This is a genomic window from Streptomyces sp. NBC_00287, from assembly GCF_036173105.1.
Taxonomy (GTDB): Bacteria; Actinomycetota; Actinomycetes; order Streptomycetales; family Streptomycetaceae; genus Streptomyces.
Map to the genome: position 1 here is coordinate 3,431,005 of NZ_CP108053.1, position 14,990 is coordinate 3,445,994.

Sequence of the window (14,990 nt, forward strand, 5' to 3'; positions counted from 1 at the left end):
CCCCCTTCCAGGGAGACTTCGCCATGCCCATATTCAGGAGAAATGCGGCGTACGTCCTCACCGCCTCCCTCGCCCTCCTCGCCACCGCCTGCACCGGATCCTCGGAGTCGGGGGCGAGTGACGACCCCAACGCCGAGACCACCCTCACCTTCTGGCACGGCTGGAGCGCGCCCGCCGAGGTGAAGGCCGTCCAGGAGAACGTCGACCGGTTCGAGAAGGCGCACCCCAACATCAAGGTGAAGGTCGTCGGCAACATCAACGACGACAAGCTCAACCAGGCGCTGCGCGCGGGCGGTTCGAAGGGGCCCGACGTGGTGTCGTCGTTCACCACCTCGAACGTCGGCAAGTTCTGCTCCTCCGGAGCCTTCCTCGACCTCGAGCCGTTCATCGAGAAGTCGAAGCTCGACCTCGACGCGACGATCCCCAAGCCGATGCTCGACTACACCCAGTTCGAGGGCAAGCGCTGCGCCCTGCCGCTGCTCGGTGACGCCTACGGCCTCTACTACAACAAGGACGCCTTCGAGGCGGCCGGCATCAAGGCCCCGCCGAAGACCTGGTCGGAGTTCTCCGAGGTCGCCAAGAAGCTGACGAAGACCAAGGGCGACTCCTACGAGCAGCTCGGCTTCATGCCGACGTACCACGGCTACGAGACGGTCCTGGACCACTATCTGTCCCAGTGGGACCACGCCTACTTCGACCAGGACGGAAGGTCCAGCGTCGCGAGCGACCCGGCGTTCGCGGAGGCGCTGACGTACCAGAAGAAGCTCGTCGACGAGCTCGGCGGCTTCGCCGCGCTGGAGAAGTACCGCAACACCTTCGGTGACGAGTGGGGCGCCAAGCACCCCTTCCACACCGGCCAGGTGGCCATGCAGCTCGACGGCGAGTGGCGGCTGGGCATGGCCCGGGACGCGGGCCTGGACTTCGAGATCGGCACCGCCCCGCTGCCCGTCGCCGACGACGAGGTGGACGAGTACGGCAAGGGCTTCCTCTCCGGCACGATCATGGGCATCGCCCCGCAGAGCAAGAAGCAGAACGCGGCGTGGGAGCTGGTGAAGTACATGACGACCGACACCCGGGCCGTCGTCTCCTTCGCCAACGCCATCCACAATGTGCCGTCCACCTTCGCCGCCCTGAAGTCGCCGGAGCTGGACGTGGACCCGGAGTTCAAGACCTTCCTGGACATCGCCCAGCACCCGGAGTCGAACAGCCCGCCGGCCGCCGTCAACGGCGACACGTACCAGCTGACGCTCCAGGACTTCGGCTACCAGTACGAGTCCGGCAAGGTGAAGGACGTGAAGGCGGGCCTGGAGAAGACCGCCGAGCAGATCGACCGCGACATCGAGCAGGCGAAGTAGCCGCCCATGTCCACGCTCGCCGTACGCCGCCGCAGATCCGCCCTGCGCACGCTGGCCTTCCTCTCCCCCTGGCTGATCGGCTTCGCCGTCTTCTTCGCCTATCCGCTGATCTCCACCGTGTACTTCTCCCTGATGAAGTACGACGGCTTCAACACCCCGGAGTTCCGCGGCCTGGACAACTGGACGTACGTCTTCTCCGACTACCCCATGTTCTGGCCGGCGCTGCGCAACACCCTGTGGCTGGTGCTGGTGATGGTCACGTGCCGGGTGGTCTTCGGACTGGGCGTCGGCCTGCTGATCACAAAGATCAAGACGGGCGCGGGCGTCTTCCGCACCCTGTTCTATCTGCCGTATCTCGCCCCGCCCGTAGCCGCGACGCTCGCCTTCGTCTTTCTCCTCAACCCCGGTACCGGACCGGTGAATTCGGTCCTGGACGATCTGGGTCTCCCGGCTCCCGGCTGGTTCACCGACGCCGACTGGTCCAAACCGGCGCTCACCGCACTGGCGTTGTGGGGCGTGGGCGACCTGATGGTCATCTTCATGGCCGCGCTGCTCGACGTACCGAAGGAGCAGTACGAGGCGGCCGAGCTGGACGGGACGTCGGCGTGGCAGCGATTCCGCTATGTGACGCTGCCGAACATCTCGCCGATCGTGCTGTTCGCGGTGGTCACGGGCGTGATCCAGACGATGCAGTACTACACGCAGCCACTGGTGGCCGGGAAAGTGGCCTCGGGCGTCATCGGCGGCTCGGGCCAGCCCTTCGAGCCCGGCTACCCCGACAAGTCGACCCTCACCCTCCCCCAACTCGTCTACAACCTCGGCTTCCAGCGCTTCGACTACGGCGCCGCGTGTGTGGTCGCGCTGGTCCTGTTCGGCCTGGCCATGGCATTCACGGCGCTGCTGATGCGCCGCCGTGGCGGACTGGTGGGTGACTGATGACTCAAGTACTGGAAAAGCCGGTGCAGTTGACCCCGGATTCGGAGAGCGAGCGCATCGCCCGCCGCCGCTCTCTGCTGGAGTGGATCGCGGTGCACGCCCTCGGGGTGGCCGTCGCGCTCTTCTTCACCCTCCCCTTCGTCTTCGTGGTCCTCACCTCCCTGATGACCGACCAGCAAGCACTCACCCGCGACCTGGTCCCCGACACCTGGCAGTGGGACAACTACCGCCGGGTCTTCGACACCCCCGGCTTCCTCACCTGGTGGCGCAACACGCTGTTGTACGCCGGTCTCGGCACCGTCCTCACGGTCGCGTCCTCGCTCCCGGTGGCGTACGCGCTCGCCAAGTTCCGTTTCCGGGGCCGGAATCTCTCCCTGATGCTGGTCATCGCGATGATGATGCTGCCGCCGCAGGTGGTGATCATCCCGATGTACCTGTTCTGGGCGAAGCAGCTGGACCTGTCGGGCACCCTCTGGCCCCTGATCATCCCGATGGCCTTCGGTGACGCCTTCTCCATCTTCCTGCTGCGCCAGTTCCTGCTGACGATCCCGAACGAGTACCTGGACGCGGCAAAAGTGGACGGCTGCGGGGAGTTCAGGACGCTGCTGAGGGTCGTCGTACCGATGGCGAAGCCCGGCATAGCCGCCGTGGCCCTCTTCCAGTTCTTCTACGCCTGGAACGACTACTTCGGCCCGCAGATCTACGCCTCCGAGAACCCCGGTGCCTGGACGCTCAGTTACGGGCTGGAGTCCTTCAAGGGCGCGCACCACACCAACTGGAATCTGACCATGGCCGCGACCGTGCTGGTCATGGCGCCCGTGATCCTCGTGTTCTTCTTCGCGCAGAAGGCGTTCGTCGAGGGTGTCACGCTGACCGGAGTGAAGGGTTGAGCCGCAGTATGAAACTCACCGTGGTGGGCGGAGGATCGACCTACACCCCCGAACTCGTCGACGGTTTCGCCCGGTTGAGGGACTCCCTCCCCGTCGAGGAACTTGTCCTGGTCGACCCGGCGGCGGACCGTCTCGAACTGGTCGGCGGCCTGGCCCGCCGTATCTTCGCGAGGCAGGGCCACCCGGCCCGGGTGGTGACGACCGACGACCTCGACCGGGCCGTGGAGGACGCCGACGCCGTACTCCTCCAACTGCGCGTCGGCGGCCAGGCGGCCCGCAACGAGGACGAGACCTGGCCGCTGGAGTGCGGTTGCGTGGGCCAGGAGACGACCGGCGCGGGCGGCCTGGCGAAGGCGCTGCGGACGGTGCCGGTGGTACTGGACATCGCGGAGCGCGTCCGGCGGGCCAACCCGCGCGCGTGGATCATCGACTTCACGAATCCGGTGGGAATCGTGACGCGGGCGCTGCTCCAGGCCGGGCATCGGGCGGTGGGGTTGTGCAATGTGGCGATCGGTTTCCAGCGGAGGTTCGCGGCGCTGCTGGGGGTCGCCCCCGCAGATGTCCACCTGGACCATGTGGGCCTGAACCACCTCACCTGGGAGACGGCGGTACGACTGGGCGGCCCGGAGGGAGAGAACGTCCTGCCCAAACTCCTGGCCGAGCACGGCGAGGGCATCGCGGACGACCTGCGCCTGCCGCGCCCGCTGCTGGACCGGCTGGGCGTGGTCCCGTCGTACTACCTGCGCTACTACTACGGGCACGACGAGGTGGTACGAGACCTGCGCACAAAACCGTCGCGGGCGGCCGAAGTAGCGGCAATGGAAAGGGAGTTGCTGAGCCTGTACGCGGACCCGACCCTCGACACGAAACCGGAACTGCTGGCCCGCAGGGGCGGTGCCTACTACTCCGAGGCCGCGGTGGATCTGGCGGCTGCGCTGTTGGGCGGGGGCGGGAGCCCGTACCAGGTGGTGAACGCCTACAACAACGGCACGCTGCCCTTCCTCCCGGACGACGCGGTGGTGGAAGTCCAGGCGGCGGTGGGTGCACAGGGGGCGTCCCCCCTGCCGGTGCCGACCGTGGACCCGCTCTACGCGGGCCTGATGGCGAACGTGACGGCGTACGAGGACCTGGCACTGGAGGCGGCGCTGCGGGGCGGAAGGGACCGGGTGTTCCGTGCGCTGCTCGCCCACCCGCTGATCGGCCAGTACGAGTACGCCGAGATGTTGACCGACCGGCTGATCGCGCACAACCGGGAGCACCTCGCGTGGGCGTGACGGGCACTGTTCTCGCCGTCGACGCGGGGAACAGCAAGACCGACGTGGCGGTGGTCACGGGCGACGGGGAGGTCATCGGATCGGCACGCGGAGGGGGGTTCCGGCCGCCGGCGGTCGGGGTGGCGGTGGCGGTGGACAAGGTCGCGGAGGTGGTGGGGCGGGCGTTTGCCGAGGCCGGGGTCTCCTCGGTGACCCATGTCTCGGCGTGCCTGGCCAACGCGGATCTCCCGGTGGAGGAGGAGCAGTTGGCGGCGGCGCTGCACGCGCGCGCGTGGGGCGCGACGGTCGATGTCCGCAACGACACGTTCGCGATCCTGCGGGCGGGGGTGGCCGAGCCGCGGGGAGTGGCCGTGGTGTGCGGCGCGGGCATCAACTGCGTGGGCATGCGCCCCGACGGCCGCACGGCCCGCTTCCCCGCGCTCGGCCGTATCTCCGGTGACTGGGGCGGTGGTTGGGGCCTTGCGGAGGAGGCGCTGTGGCATGCGGCGCGGGCGGAGGACGGGCGGGGTGCCCCGACGGCACTGGCATTCGCCCTACCGGCCCACTTCGGGCTCCCCTCCATGCCGGCCCTGATCGAGGCACTCCACCTGGAACACATCCCGCTGTCCCGCCGCCACGAACTGACCCCGGTCCTCTTCACGACGGCGGCGGCAGGCGACCCGGTGGCTCGCTCCCTGGTCGACCGTCTGGCGGAGGAGGTGGTGACGATGGCGACGGTGGCGCTGGGGAGGCTGGACCTGCTGGGGGAGGAAACTCCGGTGGTCCTGGGCGGCAGCGTCCTGGCAGCCCGCCACCCCCTACTGGACGCCGGAATACGGGACTTGCTGGCAGCGCGGGCCCCAAAGGCAGTACCGCGGATAGTGACGGCGCCGCCGGTGTTGGGGGCGGTGTTGTTGGGGTTGGACGGGGTGGGGGCGGAAGTGGGGGCGGAGAGAAGGGTGCGGGCGTATTACGAGCGGTGACGGGCGGGGGCCGGCGGAGCGGCAACCAACCTTTTCTCGCCCCCGCCGCCCCTACCCGTCCCATCCCTGGGGGCTGCGCCCCCAGACCCCCCTTCGGCCTGAACGGCCTCGTCCTCAAACGCCGGACGGGCTGAAAATGCCGGTGCCGCAAATTTCAGCCCCTCCGGCGTTTGAGGAGCGGGGGTCCAGGGGGCGGAGCCCCCTGGGCGGGGTCGAAGGGGCGGCAGCCCCTGGAGGATGGGACGGGTAGGGGCGGCGGGGGCGAAACAAGCCCCCGCCGCACCCCAACGCACACCAACCCACCCCCACCGGAACCGAACCGATTGCCACGGCGTATTCATGGGCAGGGGGTGATCCGGGATCCCGCCTGGCCGTCAGCAGGCTTCGGCAGTGATACTTGCGGGCGACGGATGACCATGGGGGAGGTCGAAGTGACACAGCCGGCGAAGAGCAGCACGGCACCACCACCGGACACCGGCATGCCCACGATGCCGCCGGTACCGCCCCAGCAGGGCCGCCCCACACCCCCACCCACCCCGCAGGGCCAACGCCGCACCGCCTTCGCCGAGGGCCTGGACAAACTCCGGGCAGCCGCCACCACGGAACCCGGCCGGCTCCGCATCATCGGCGCCGTACTCGCCCTCCTCGTCGTCGCCTTCGGCGCCGTAACCGCCTGGCAGGTCACCGAGCGAGCCGCCGCCGCGGACGACGTCCTGCACAGCAGCCAGCCGCTCAGCTCCGACGCCGCCGACATCTACCGCTCCCTCGCCGACGCCAACACCGCCGCCTCCAGCGGCTTCCTGGCCGGCCGCGCGGAGACCGGCGTCAACCGCGTCCGCTACGAAAAGGGCATCAGCACCGCCGCCGAGAAGCTCGTCACCGCCGCGGCCAACTCCGACCCGGACTCCCCCTCGGCAGCCACCATCGCCAAGCTCAACCGGCTGCTCCCGGAGTACAAGGGCCTGGTCGAGCAGGCCCGGACGTACAACCGCCAGGGCTTCCCGGTCGGCGGCGCCTATCTGCGGTACGCCAACGAGAAGATGCAGCAGGAGATGCTCCCGGCCGCGGAGGATCTCTACAAGAAGGAGAACCAGCGGCTGCGCGACGACTACGACGGCGCCACCCCGTACCCCTGGGCGGCGATAGCCCTCGGCGTCCTCGCACTCGCCGCCCTCGCCTGGGCCCAGCACCGCAACTACCGTCGCACCAACCGCGTCCTGAACCACGGCCTGGTCGCCGCCACGGCCACCGCCACGGTGGTCCTGCTGTGGCTGGTCGTCGGTCACAGCGTGGCCCGCGCGAGCCTGAACGACTCCTACGACCACGGCGTCCGCTCGCTGAACGTCCTGCACGACGCCCGTATCGCCTCCCTGAAGGCCCGCGGCAACGAGAACCTGACGCTGGTCTCCCGCGGCGCCGAGACCAAGAAGGTCGGCGAGGAGACGTACGACGCGTACGACTACGACTTCACGCAGGACATGAACACCCTCGGCAAGGGTCTCGCCCTCGCCGAGGACCTCGCCGACGACAAGGCGGGCGAGCAGCCGGTCACCGCGGCCGTGGGGAACATGACGGAGTGGAAGAAGCGCCACGCCGCCGCCCGCGCGGAGGACGAGAACGGCGAGTACCAGCAGGCGCTGGACAAGGTGATCGGCGCCAAGGGCACCACCGGCGAGTGCTTCGACAGTGTCGACGACAACCTCGCCACCGCGCTGAAGCACGAGACGACCGAGTTCAAGGCGGCGGCCGGCGACGGCCTGGACGCGATGGCGGGGCTGTCGATCGGCGCGGCCGTCCTGGCCGTCCTGGGCGCGGCGGGCGCCGTCCTGGGCATCGGCCGCAGGCTGTCGGAGTACCGGTGAGAGGGGGCATGACGATGCATGGACGACGTCTGCGGGCCAGCCTGAAGGGCTGGGGCGGAGTGGGCGCGATGGCGGCCGTGTGCGCCCTGGCGGTGCTGCTCGCGCTGCTGCTGCCGCACACCCAGGCCGCCGGCGACGGCAGCACCGGCACCGGCGGCCCCGGGATCGGCCATGTCCTGCGGGCGCGCGCGGTGGCGGAGTGCGCGGACCCGGAGAAGCAGACGCTCTCCCCGTCCGGCGCCGACGGCCCCACCATCGACGCGATCAAGAGCCGGCAGGGCGAGAAGCGCAAGCTGATCGTCGGCGTCGACCAGAACAGCTACCGCTGGGGCTACCGCAACCCCAACAGCACCGGCACCGCCGAGCTGGAGGGCTTCGACATCGACCTGGTGCACCGCATCGCCGAGGACATCCTCGGCGACCCGAACGCCGTGCAGTTCAAGGCGATCCCCACCAACCAGCGCATCCCGGCGATTCAGGAGGGCCGCGTCGACATGGTGGTGCGCACCATGACGATCAACTGCGACCGGCTCGCCGATGTCGCCTTCTCCGCCCCCTACTTCAAGACCGGCCAGCAGGTGCTGGCCCCCAAGTCCTCCGAGATCAAGGGCTACGACGACACCCTCGCCGAGCGGAAGATCTGCACCGCGGAGGGCTCCACGGCGTACTCCACCCTGGAGCAGGGCCAGAAGGACGGCGACCTGCCCGCCTCCGCCGATATCTCCAACACCGTGCCCAACCAGCTGGACTGCCTGGTCAGGCTTCAACTCGGCGAGGTGGACGCGGTGGTGACCGACGGTGCCCTCGCCGCGAGCCAGGCCGCGCAAGATCCGACGGTCGAATTGAAGGGCGCGGCGTTCACCACCGAGTACTACGGCGTGGCGATGAAGAAGGACGCCGACGATCTGGTACGCCGGGTCAACCAGATCCTGGTGGACTACCGCAAGGACACCTCCGGCGGCTGGCAGTCGTCGTACGACCACTGGCTTTCGGCGACACTGGGAGCGGAGTCGAAGGACTCGGAGCCGCCCGCCCCGCAGTACCTCCGCAAGAGCTGAACCCCGACAGACCGAGCAACACCCCCAAGGCACAACACAGCAGCGAGAGGTGATCGATGGGCGTCACGGGACCCCCCGGGCCGGTGATGGACCGGGACGAGGTGGACCGTGCGCTGGCGCGGCTCGGCGCGGAGCACGAGGCGATCGAGACCTCGCTCCTCGCCCTCCAGGACCACGCGGGCCGCAGACTCCTCGAGGGCGCCGAACTCACCGGCGTCACCAAGGAGCGCTGGACGGCCGCGGAGGCCTCGATCACGCTGCTGTGGGCCTACTTCGATGCCTACACGGACGCGTTGCGCGGCGCCCGCGAGATCCGCTCCCGGCGCCGCTGGTCCAGCCGCGAGGACCTGGTGGAACTGACGGAGCTGCTGCGCGGCGAGTGCGTCACGGTCGCCGGTTCCGCAGCGGCGACCGCCAACGCGCCGACGCTGCACGGCGGTTCGGGCAAGCTCAGCGAGCGGTTCTCACTGGTCACGCTGGTGGACCGGATGAACGAGCTGTACGCGACGAGTCTGGATATGGTCGTCACCGCCGACGCGGTGTGGTCGGCGCTGCCCGCACGGATCGATTTACTGGCCGCGGAGCTCCAGCGCACCCGCAAGCTCGCGCACTCCGTAGGCGTACGCCCGGGCGAGCACCCGGCAGGCGACGACCTGGAGCGCATCACCCGCACGCTGACGCGCCTGCGCGAGCAGGTGGTGTCCGATCCGCTGGCCTTCTGGCGCCCCGCACAAGGGAGTTCCGCGCCGGGCGGCGGCAAGCCGGACACCACGGTCTACGACCGTGAGGCGCGCGCCCTGGAGGATGTGCGCCGGGAGATCGACGCCGTGCTCACCGTCCGCCAGGACGCCGAGGCTCGCCTGGTGAAGCTGCGGGACGTGCTCTCCCGCGCGGACCGCACCCTCGCCGAGGCGCGCACCGCGCGCGGCGAGGTCCTGGCGAAGATCGCCGCCACCGAGGTACCGGTCGTCAGCGGCCCGCCGACCGTGCTCCAGGAGCAGTTGGCGACCGCCGCCGAGTACCGCAGGCACGCCCAGTGGCACCGGCTGTCCCCGCTCCTCGAGTCGCTCGAGCAGAAGGCGGAGGACGAACTGCTGCGCGCCCGCGAGTCGTTGACCGCGGTCACACAGCCGCTGGCGGTCCGCGCGGAGCTGCGCGGCCGGCTGGACGCGTACAAGGCGAAGGTCGCCCGGCACGGCCTCGCCGAGGACCCGTTCCTCATCGAGCGGTACGACGCGGCCCGGCGCATGCTGTGGAGCGCGCCCTGCGATCTGCGCGTCGCGGAACAGGCCGTCCTGCGCTACCAGCGGGCGGCGGCCGAAGTACTGGGCGCCCCGCGCGTGCCGGAACAGGGCGGCCCGGAGGATCGTCGGGGGGAGACGAGGTCATGAGTCAGGCACAACAGAGCTGCCAGCGGCCGGGCTGCGGCGGTGCGTACGAGGACGTGGGCGGCGGCGAGCTGTACTGCGACACCTGCGGTCTGGCCCCGGTCGTCTCCACCTCCGGCATGGTCGGCTCCACGCCCACCGGAGTGACGGGCGGCGCCAAGGGCGGTTCGGGAAGCACCAGTTCCCGCTCCAGCAGCCGCAGCAGCTCTCGTACGTCGTCCCAGTCGTCGAAGTCGCGCCGCTCGGTGTCCGGGCGGCTCTCGCGGTCCCTGTCGGGCCGTTCCACCGGCCGCTCGGTGTCGGTGCGCAGCTCCGGCACCCCCGCCAGTGGCTCCGGGCGGGGGCGGCTCGGCGTCGGTCTCGTGGACGTCCCGGACGTGCCGCGGCCCGATCCGCGCGCGATGGTGCAGGACAACCCCGAGGTGCCCGAGCGCAAGCGGTTCTGCTCGCGCTCCGACTGCGGGGCGCCGGTGGGCCGGGCGCGCGGCGAGCGGCCCGGCCGTACGGAAGGTTTCTGCACCAAGTGCGGGCACCCGTACTCCTTCATCCCGAAACTGAAGTCCGGCGATGTGGTGCACGGACAGTACGAGGTCGTGGGCTGTCTGGCGCACGGCGGGCTCGGCTGGGTCTACCTCGCCGTGGACCGCGCGGTCTCCGACCGCTGGGTGGTCCTCAAGGGCCTGCTGGACACGGGCGACCAGGACGCGATGGCCGCCGCGATCTCCGAGCGGCGCTTTCTCGCGGAGATCGAGCACGCCAACATCGTGCGGATCTACAACTTCGTCGAGCACCTGGACCAGCGCACGGGCTCCCTCGACGGCTACATCGTCATGGAGTACGTCGGCGGCAAGTCCCTCAAGGAGATCGCCAACGACCGCCGCACGACCGCGGGCAAGCGCGATCCGCTGCCGGTGGAGCAGGCCTGCGCGTACGGCATCGAGGCCCTGGAGGCGCTCGGCCATCTGCACAGCCGCAACCTGCTGTACTGCGACTTCAAGGTCGACAACGCCATCCAGACCGAGAGCCAGCTCAAGGTCATCGACATGGGCGCCGTGCGCAGGATGGACGACGAGGAGTCGGCCATCTACGGCACGGTGGGCTACCAGGCGCCGGAGGTCGCGGAGGTCGGCCCGTCGGTGGCGAGCGACCTCTACACGGTCGCCCGCACCCTGGCCGTGCTGACCTTCGACTTCCAGGGCTACACGAACGTCTTCGTGGACTCCCTGCCCGACCCGGACAACATCGAGGTCTTCCGGCAGTACGAGTCCTTCTACCGGCTGCTGGTCCGGGCGACGGACCCGGATCCGGCGCGGCGGTTCGCGTCCGCGCAGGAGATGGCGGAACAGCTGACGGGCGTACTGCGGGAGGTCGTCTCGCTCCAGACGGGGCGGGCGCGGCCCGCGCTGTCGACCCTGTTCGGGCCCGAAGTGAAGGTCACGGACTCCGAGTTGTTCCCGAAGCTGGACGGGGAGGTCTCCCGGCTGGGGGCGCGCGAAAAGAGCGCCGCCACCGCCACCCCCGCGCTGTCCGCGGGCCTCGTCAAGCCCGTCAACGCCCCGGCGGCGGCCCTCGCGCTCCCCGTACCGCATGTGGATCCCGGTGACCCCAACGCCGGTTTCCTCGCGGGCCTGCTGGCCTCCGCGCCCGCCGAACTCGCCGGCGCGCTCGCCGCCGCTCCGGCGCCCTCCACCGAGACACGGCTGCGTCAGGTGCGGGCCTGGCTGGAGAGCGGCGACGCGGGCACCGCCCACGAGACCCTGCTGCGCCTGGAGGCGGAGCGGCCCGACGACTGGCGGGTGGTCTGGTACCGGGGTGTGGCCGCGCTGGTGACCGGCGATCACGAGGGCGCCGCGCTCTCCTTCGACGCGATCTACGACGCCTTCCCCGGCGAGCCCGCGCCCAAGCTGGCCCTCGGCCTGTGCGCGGAGGTGCTCGGCCAGCTCGACAACGCCGCCGAGTACTACCGGCTGGTCTGGTCGACCGACCCGAGCTATGTGAGTTCCGCGTTCGGCCTGGCCCGCGTCCAGCTCGCCACCGGCGACCGGCGGGGCGCCGTACGGACGCTGGAGTCGATTCCGGAGAGTTCCATCCACTACACGGCCGCGCGGGTGGCGGCCGTGCGGGCGCGGCTGCGGCAGCGCACCGCGGTCGCCAGTGACGTACCGTTCCTGGACGACCTGACCGCAGCTGCCGGGCAGGTGGAGGCGCTGCAGGCGTACGGCCTGGACCCCGCGCGCCGCGAGCAGTTGGCGGCCGAGGTGCTCGGCTGCGCGCTGGACTGGATACTCTCCGGTGGCCAGGGTTCCGTCCCCACCGCCGCCGGGGGACGGTCGCTGCTCGGCAGCGGCCTGGACGAGCGGGGACTGCGGTTCGGCCTCGAGCGTTCGTACCGCACGCTGGCCCGGCTCGCGCAGGGCGGCGAGGAGAGGATCGACCTGGTGGAACGTGCCAACCGTTACCGCCCCCGGACGTGGGTGTAGTTGATGTCGCAGATGCCCCAGCAGGCCGCTCTGTCGAAGTGCCCGAGCTGCGCGGAACCGCTGCAGTCGGGTGACCGTTTCTGCGAGAAGTGCGGATACGACCTGTCCGCCCTCGCCGGCACACCGGCCGCCGTCAACGGCACGGCCCCGCCCCCGCCGGCCGGCGCCGCCGACGTGGCCTGGCCGGGCGCCTCCGAGCCGGACAGCTCGGACACCCCGGCGGCGGTGCATCTGCCCGCCGATCTCGAGGGCGCCGAGTCGGACGGCCGCGGTCACTCGGGCGTACGGTTCGACCGCCGGCCCGAGCCCGAGGAGTACCCGCTCCAGGCGCCCGATCCGCGCATCGCCGCCGAGCAGCCCGCGCCCGCGGAGGCCGCCAAGGTGTGCGTGGCCTGCCGGTCCGGCCGGGTCGACCACGACGGCTACTGCGAGAACTGCGGACACGCCCAGCCCCGCGAGCGCGACCACATGGAACAGGAGTGCGGCCCGGTCGCGGCCGTCAGCGACCGCGGACTGCGCCACCACCGCAACGAGGACTCCTTCGCCGTGGGCTGCACGGCCCTCGCCGACGGCTCCCCCGCGGTCCTCGCGATCGTCTGCGACGGCGTCTCCTCGGCGACCCGCCCCGACGACGCCTCCCTGGCCGCGTCCCGCGCGGCGAGCGACGCGCTGCTCGCGGCCCTGCCGCACGGCACGCATCCGCAGCAGGCCATGCACGAGGCGATCGTGGCCGCCGCCCGCGCGGTCAACGCGCTGGCCGACGAGCCCGCCACCGCCCGCGAGCACGCCCCGCACCAGAACGCCCCCGCCTGCACCCTGGTCGGCGCGGTGATCACCTCCGGGCTGCTGGTCGTCGGCTGGGTCGGCGACAGCCGCGTCTACTGGGTCCCGGTGGACCGCAGCACACCCCCGGCCCGGCTCACCGAGGACGACTCCTGGGCCGCGCAGATGGTCGCCGCGGGCCTGATGAACGAGGCCGAGGCGTACGCCGACGAGCGCGCCCACGCGATCACCGGCTGGCTCGGCGCGGACGCCTACGAACTGGAGCCGCACACCGCTTCCTTCAAGCCGGACCGGCCCGGAGTGGTGGTGGTCTGCACCGACGGCCTGTGGAACTACGCCGAAGCGGCCGAGGACATGGCGGACGTGGTGCCCCTCGACGCGGCCGTACGTCCCCTGCACAGCGCCCAGGTGCTGGTCGGTCATGCGCTCGACGGCGGGGGCCACGACAACGTAACAGTGGCCGTGCTGCCGTTCCCGGCCCCGCCGATGGGGGCAGGATCGGCCTGAGGCCACGTAGCGGGGAAGCCTCGACGGACCGGAGGGGACCGGTCCGCCATCAGCCATCGCCCCACCCCGGTGGGGCGACCTAGGGGGATCAGAGAAGGCATGGCCAATTTCTCGAAGTCGAACGTGCCGCAGTTCTCGATGGACGTGTACCAGAACGAGTACCTCCCCGAGGGCGGCCGTGAGGTCAACGCGATCGTGACGGTCAGCGCTACCGGCGGCGGCACGATCGGAAACGCGGTCGCGGCACCGCTCTACACACCCGGACAGGGCCCGTCCGCCGCGGTGGCGATCATGGTCGACTGCTCGGGTTCGATGGACTACCCGCCGACCAAGATGCGGGGCGGCCGGGACGCGACGGCCGCGGCCATCGACACCCTGCGCGACGGTGTGCACTTCGCGGTGATCGACGGCACCCATGTCGCCAAGGAGGTCTACCCGGGCGGCGGTCGCCTCGCGGTCGCCGACGCCACCACCCGCGACCAGGCCAAGCAGGCGCTGCGCAAGCTGAGCGCGGGCGGCGGTACGGCGATCGGCACCTGGCTCAGGCTCGCGGACCGGCTGCTGTCCTCCGCGGACGTCGCCATCCGCCACGGCATCCTGCTCACCGACGGCCGCAATGAACACGAGTCACCTGAGGATCTGCGCGCCGCGCTCGACGCCTGCGCCGGGCGTTTCACCTGCGATGCCCGCGGCGTGGGCACCGATTGGGAAGTGAAAGAAGTCACAGGGATCGCCTCCGCCCTGCTCGGCACCGCCGACATCGTCGCCGACCCGGCGGGCCTGGCCGCCGACTTCACGCAGATGATGGAGACGGCGATGGGCAAGGAGGTCGCGGACGTCGCCCTCAGGGTGTGGACACCGGTGGGCACGACCATCAAGTTTGTCAAGCAAGTGGCGCCGACGGTCGAGGAGTTGACCGACCGCCGTACCGAATCGGGCCCGCGCTCCGGGGACTACCCCACCGGCTCCTGGGGAGACGAGTCCCGTGACTACCACGTATGCGTCGAGGTCCCGGTCGCCGGTCTCGGCCAGGAGATGCTGGCCGCCCGCGTCTCCCTGGTCATCCCGCAACCGGACGGCAGCGTCCAGAACCTCGGCGCCCAGGGCCTGGTACGGGCCGTGTGGACCGACGACATGGTCGCCTCCACGTCGATCAACCCTCAAGTCGCCCACTACACCGGGCAGGCAGAACTGGCACAAGCCATTCAACAAGGGCTCGATCTGCGCAAAGCGGGCGATATGGATGGAGCAACGGCCAAGCTGGGCCGCGCCGTTCAGCTCGCCAGCGCCTCCGGAAACGCCGATACGGCGAAACTCCTTGCGAAGGTGGTGGACGTGGTCGATGCCGCGGCAGGTACTGTGCGACTGAAGGCGAAGGTCGCGGAGGCCGACGAGATGACTCTCGAAACCCGGTCGACAAAGACTGTTCGTGTAAAGAAGTGACACAAGAAGTGCCCGAGTACCAGCCCGGACACTGACGCGAGCCTGACCCCTC

Annotated in this window: 11 protein-coding genes; all 11 read left to right on the forward strand. The window is 70.5% G+C overall.

Annotated elements, in window-relative coordinates:
• The first annotated feature begins 23 nt into the window (after positions 1-23).
• A complete protein-coding gene (locus OHT76_RS15590; RefSeq protein WP_328871428.1) occupies positions 24-1,355 on the forward strand; it encodes an ABC transporter substrate-binding protein in 1,332 nt (443 codons plus the stop codon).
• A gap of 6 nt (positions 1,356-1,361) precedes the next feature.
• Positions 1,362-2,291, forward strand: a complete 930-nt coding sequence (locus tag OHT76_RS15595; RefSeq protein ID WP_328871429.1) for a carbohydrate ABC transporter permease — start codon at positions 1,362-1,364, stop codon at positions 2,289-2,291.
• Positions 2,291-3,181 (forward strand): carbohydrate ABC transporter permease, encoded by an 891-nt coding sequence (locus OHT76_RS15600; protein WP_328871430.1) that lies wholly within the window; start codon positions 2,291-2,293, stop codon positions 3,179-3,181. The genes OHT76_RS15595 and OHT76_RS15600 overlap by 1 nt, the downstream gene beginning before the upstream one ends.
• Positions 3,182-3,189: 8 nt before the next feature.
• Positions 3,190-4,455, forward strand: a complete 1,266-nt coding sequence (locus OHT76_RS15605; protein WP_328871431.1) for a 6-phospho-beta-glucosidase — start codon at positions 3,190-3,192, stop codon at positions 4,453-4,455.
• Positions 4,446-5,417, forward strand: coding sequence for an N-acetylglucosamine kinase (locus tag OHT76_RS15610; protein ID WP_328871432.1), 972 nt, complete (start codon positions 4,446-4,448; stop codon positions 5,415-5,417). Before OHT76_RS15605 ends, OHT76_RS15610 begins: the two co-directional genes overlap by 10 nt.
• A gap of 479 nt (positions 5,418-5,896) precedes the next feature.
• Positions 5,897-7,279, forward strand: coding sequence for a hypothetical protein (locus tag OHT76_RS15615; protein ID WP_443049917.1), 1,383 nt, complete (start codon positions 5,897-5,899; stop codon positions 7,277-7,279).
• A 14-nt stretch (positions 7,280-7,293) separates the two neighbouring features.
• Positions 7,294-8,337, forward strand: coding sequence for a glutamate ABC transporter substrate-binding protein (locus OHT76_RS15620; protein ID WP_328871433.1), 1,044 nt, complete (start codon positions 7,294-7,296; stop codon positions 8,335-8,337).
• A 56-nt stretch (positions 8,338-8,393) separates the two neighbouring features.
• Positions 8,394-9,728, forward strand: a complete 1,335-nt coding sequence (locus tag OHT76_RS15625) for a hypothetical protein (RefSeq protein ID WP_328871434.1) — start codon at positions 8,394-8,396, stop codon at positions 9,726-9,728.
• Complete coding sequence (locus OHT76_RS15630; protein WP_328871435.1) at positions 9,725-12,205, forward strand: serine/threonine-protein kinase; 2,481 nt, start codon at positions 9,725-9,727, stop codon at positions 12,203-12,205. Before OHT76_RS15625 ends, OHT76_RS15630 begins: the two co-directional genes overlap by 4 nt.
• Before the next feature lie 3 nt (positions 12,206-12,208).
• Entirely contained in the window at positions 12,209-13,495 is a 1,287-nt protein-coding gene (locus OHT76_RS15635; RefSeq protein ID WP_328871436.1) for a PP2C family serine/threonine-protein phosphatase, read from the forward strand.
• A gap of 99 nt (positions 13,496-13,594) precedes the next feature.
• Positions 13,595-14,938, forward strand: coding sequence for a vWA domain-containing protein (locus OHT76_RS15640; RefSeq protein ID WP_328871437.1), 1,344 nt, complete (start codon positions 13,595-13,597; stop codon positions 14,936-14,938).
• Positions 14,939-14,990: the final 52 nt, after the last annotated feature.

Bases quoted from the DNA above. Each gene is read 5' to 3' on its own strand.
- OHT76_RS15590 (WP_328871428.1), top strand. From the start codon at position 24: ATGCCCATATTCAGGAGAAATGCGGCGTACGTCCTCACCGCCTCCCTC.
- OHT76_RS15595 (WP_328871429.1), top strand. From the start codon at position 1,362: ATGTCCACGCTCGCCGTACGCCGCCGCAGATCCGCCCTGCGCACGCTG.
- OHT76_RS15600 (WP_328871430.1), top strand. From the start codon at position 2,291: ATGACTCAAGTACTGGAAAAGCCGGTGCAGTTGACCCCGGATTCGGAG.
- OHT76_RS15605 (WP_328871431.1), top strand. From the start codon at position 3,190: ATGAAACTCACCGTGGTGGGCGGAGGATCGACCTACACCCCCGAACTC.
- OHT76_RS15615 (WP_443049917.1), top strand. From the start codon at position 5,897: ATGCCCACGATGCCGCCGGTACCGCCCCAGCAGGGCCGCCCCACACCC.
- OHT76_RS15620 (WP_328871433.1), top strand. From the start codon at position 7,294: ATGCATGGACGACGTCTGCGGGCCAGCCTGAAGGGCTGGGGCGGAGTG.
- OHT76_RS15625 (WP_328871434.1), top strand. From the start codon at position 8,394: ATGGGCGTCACGGGACCCCCCGGGCCGGTGATGGACCGGGACGAGGTG.
- OHT76_RS15630 (WP_328871435.1), top strand. From the start codon at position 9,725: ATGAGTCAGGCACAACAGAGCTGCCAGCGGCCGGGCTGCGGCGGTGCG.
- OHT76_RS15635 (WP_328871436.1), top strand. From the start codon at position 12,209: ATGTCGCAGATGCCCCAGCAGGCCGCTCTGTCGAAGTGCCCGAGCTGC.
- OHT76_RS15640 (WP_328871437.1), top strand. From the start codon at position 13,595: ATGGCCAATTTCTCGAAGTCGAACGTGCCGCAGTTCTCGATGGACGTG.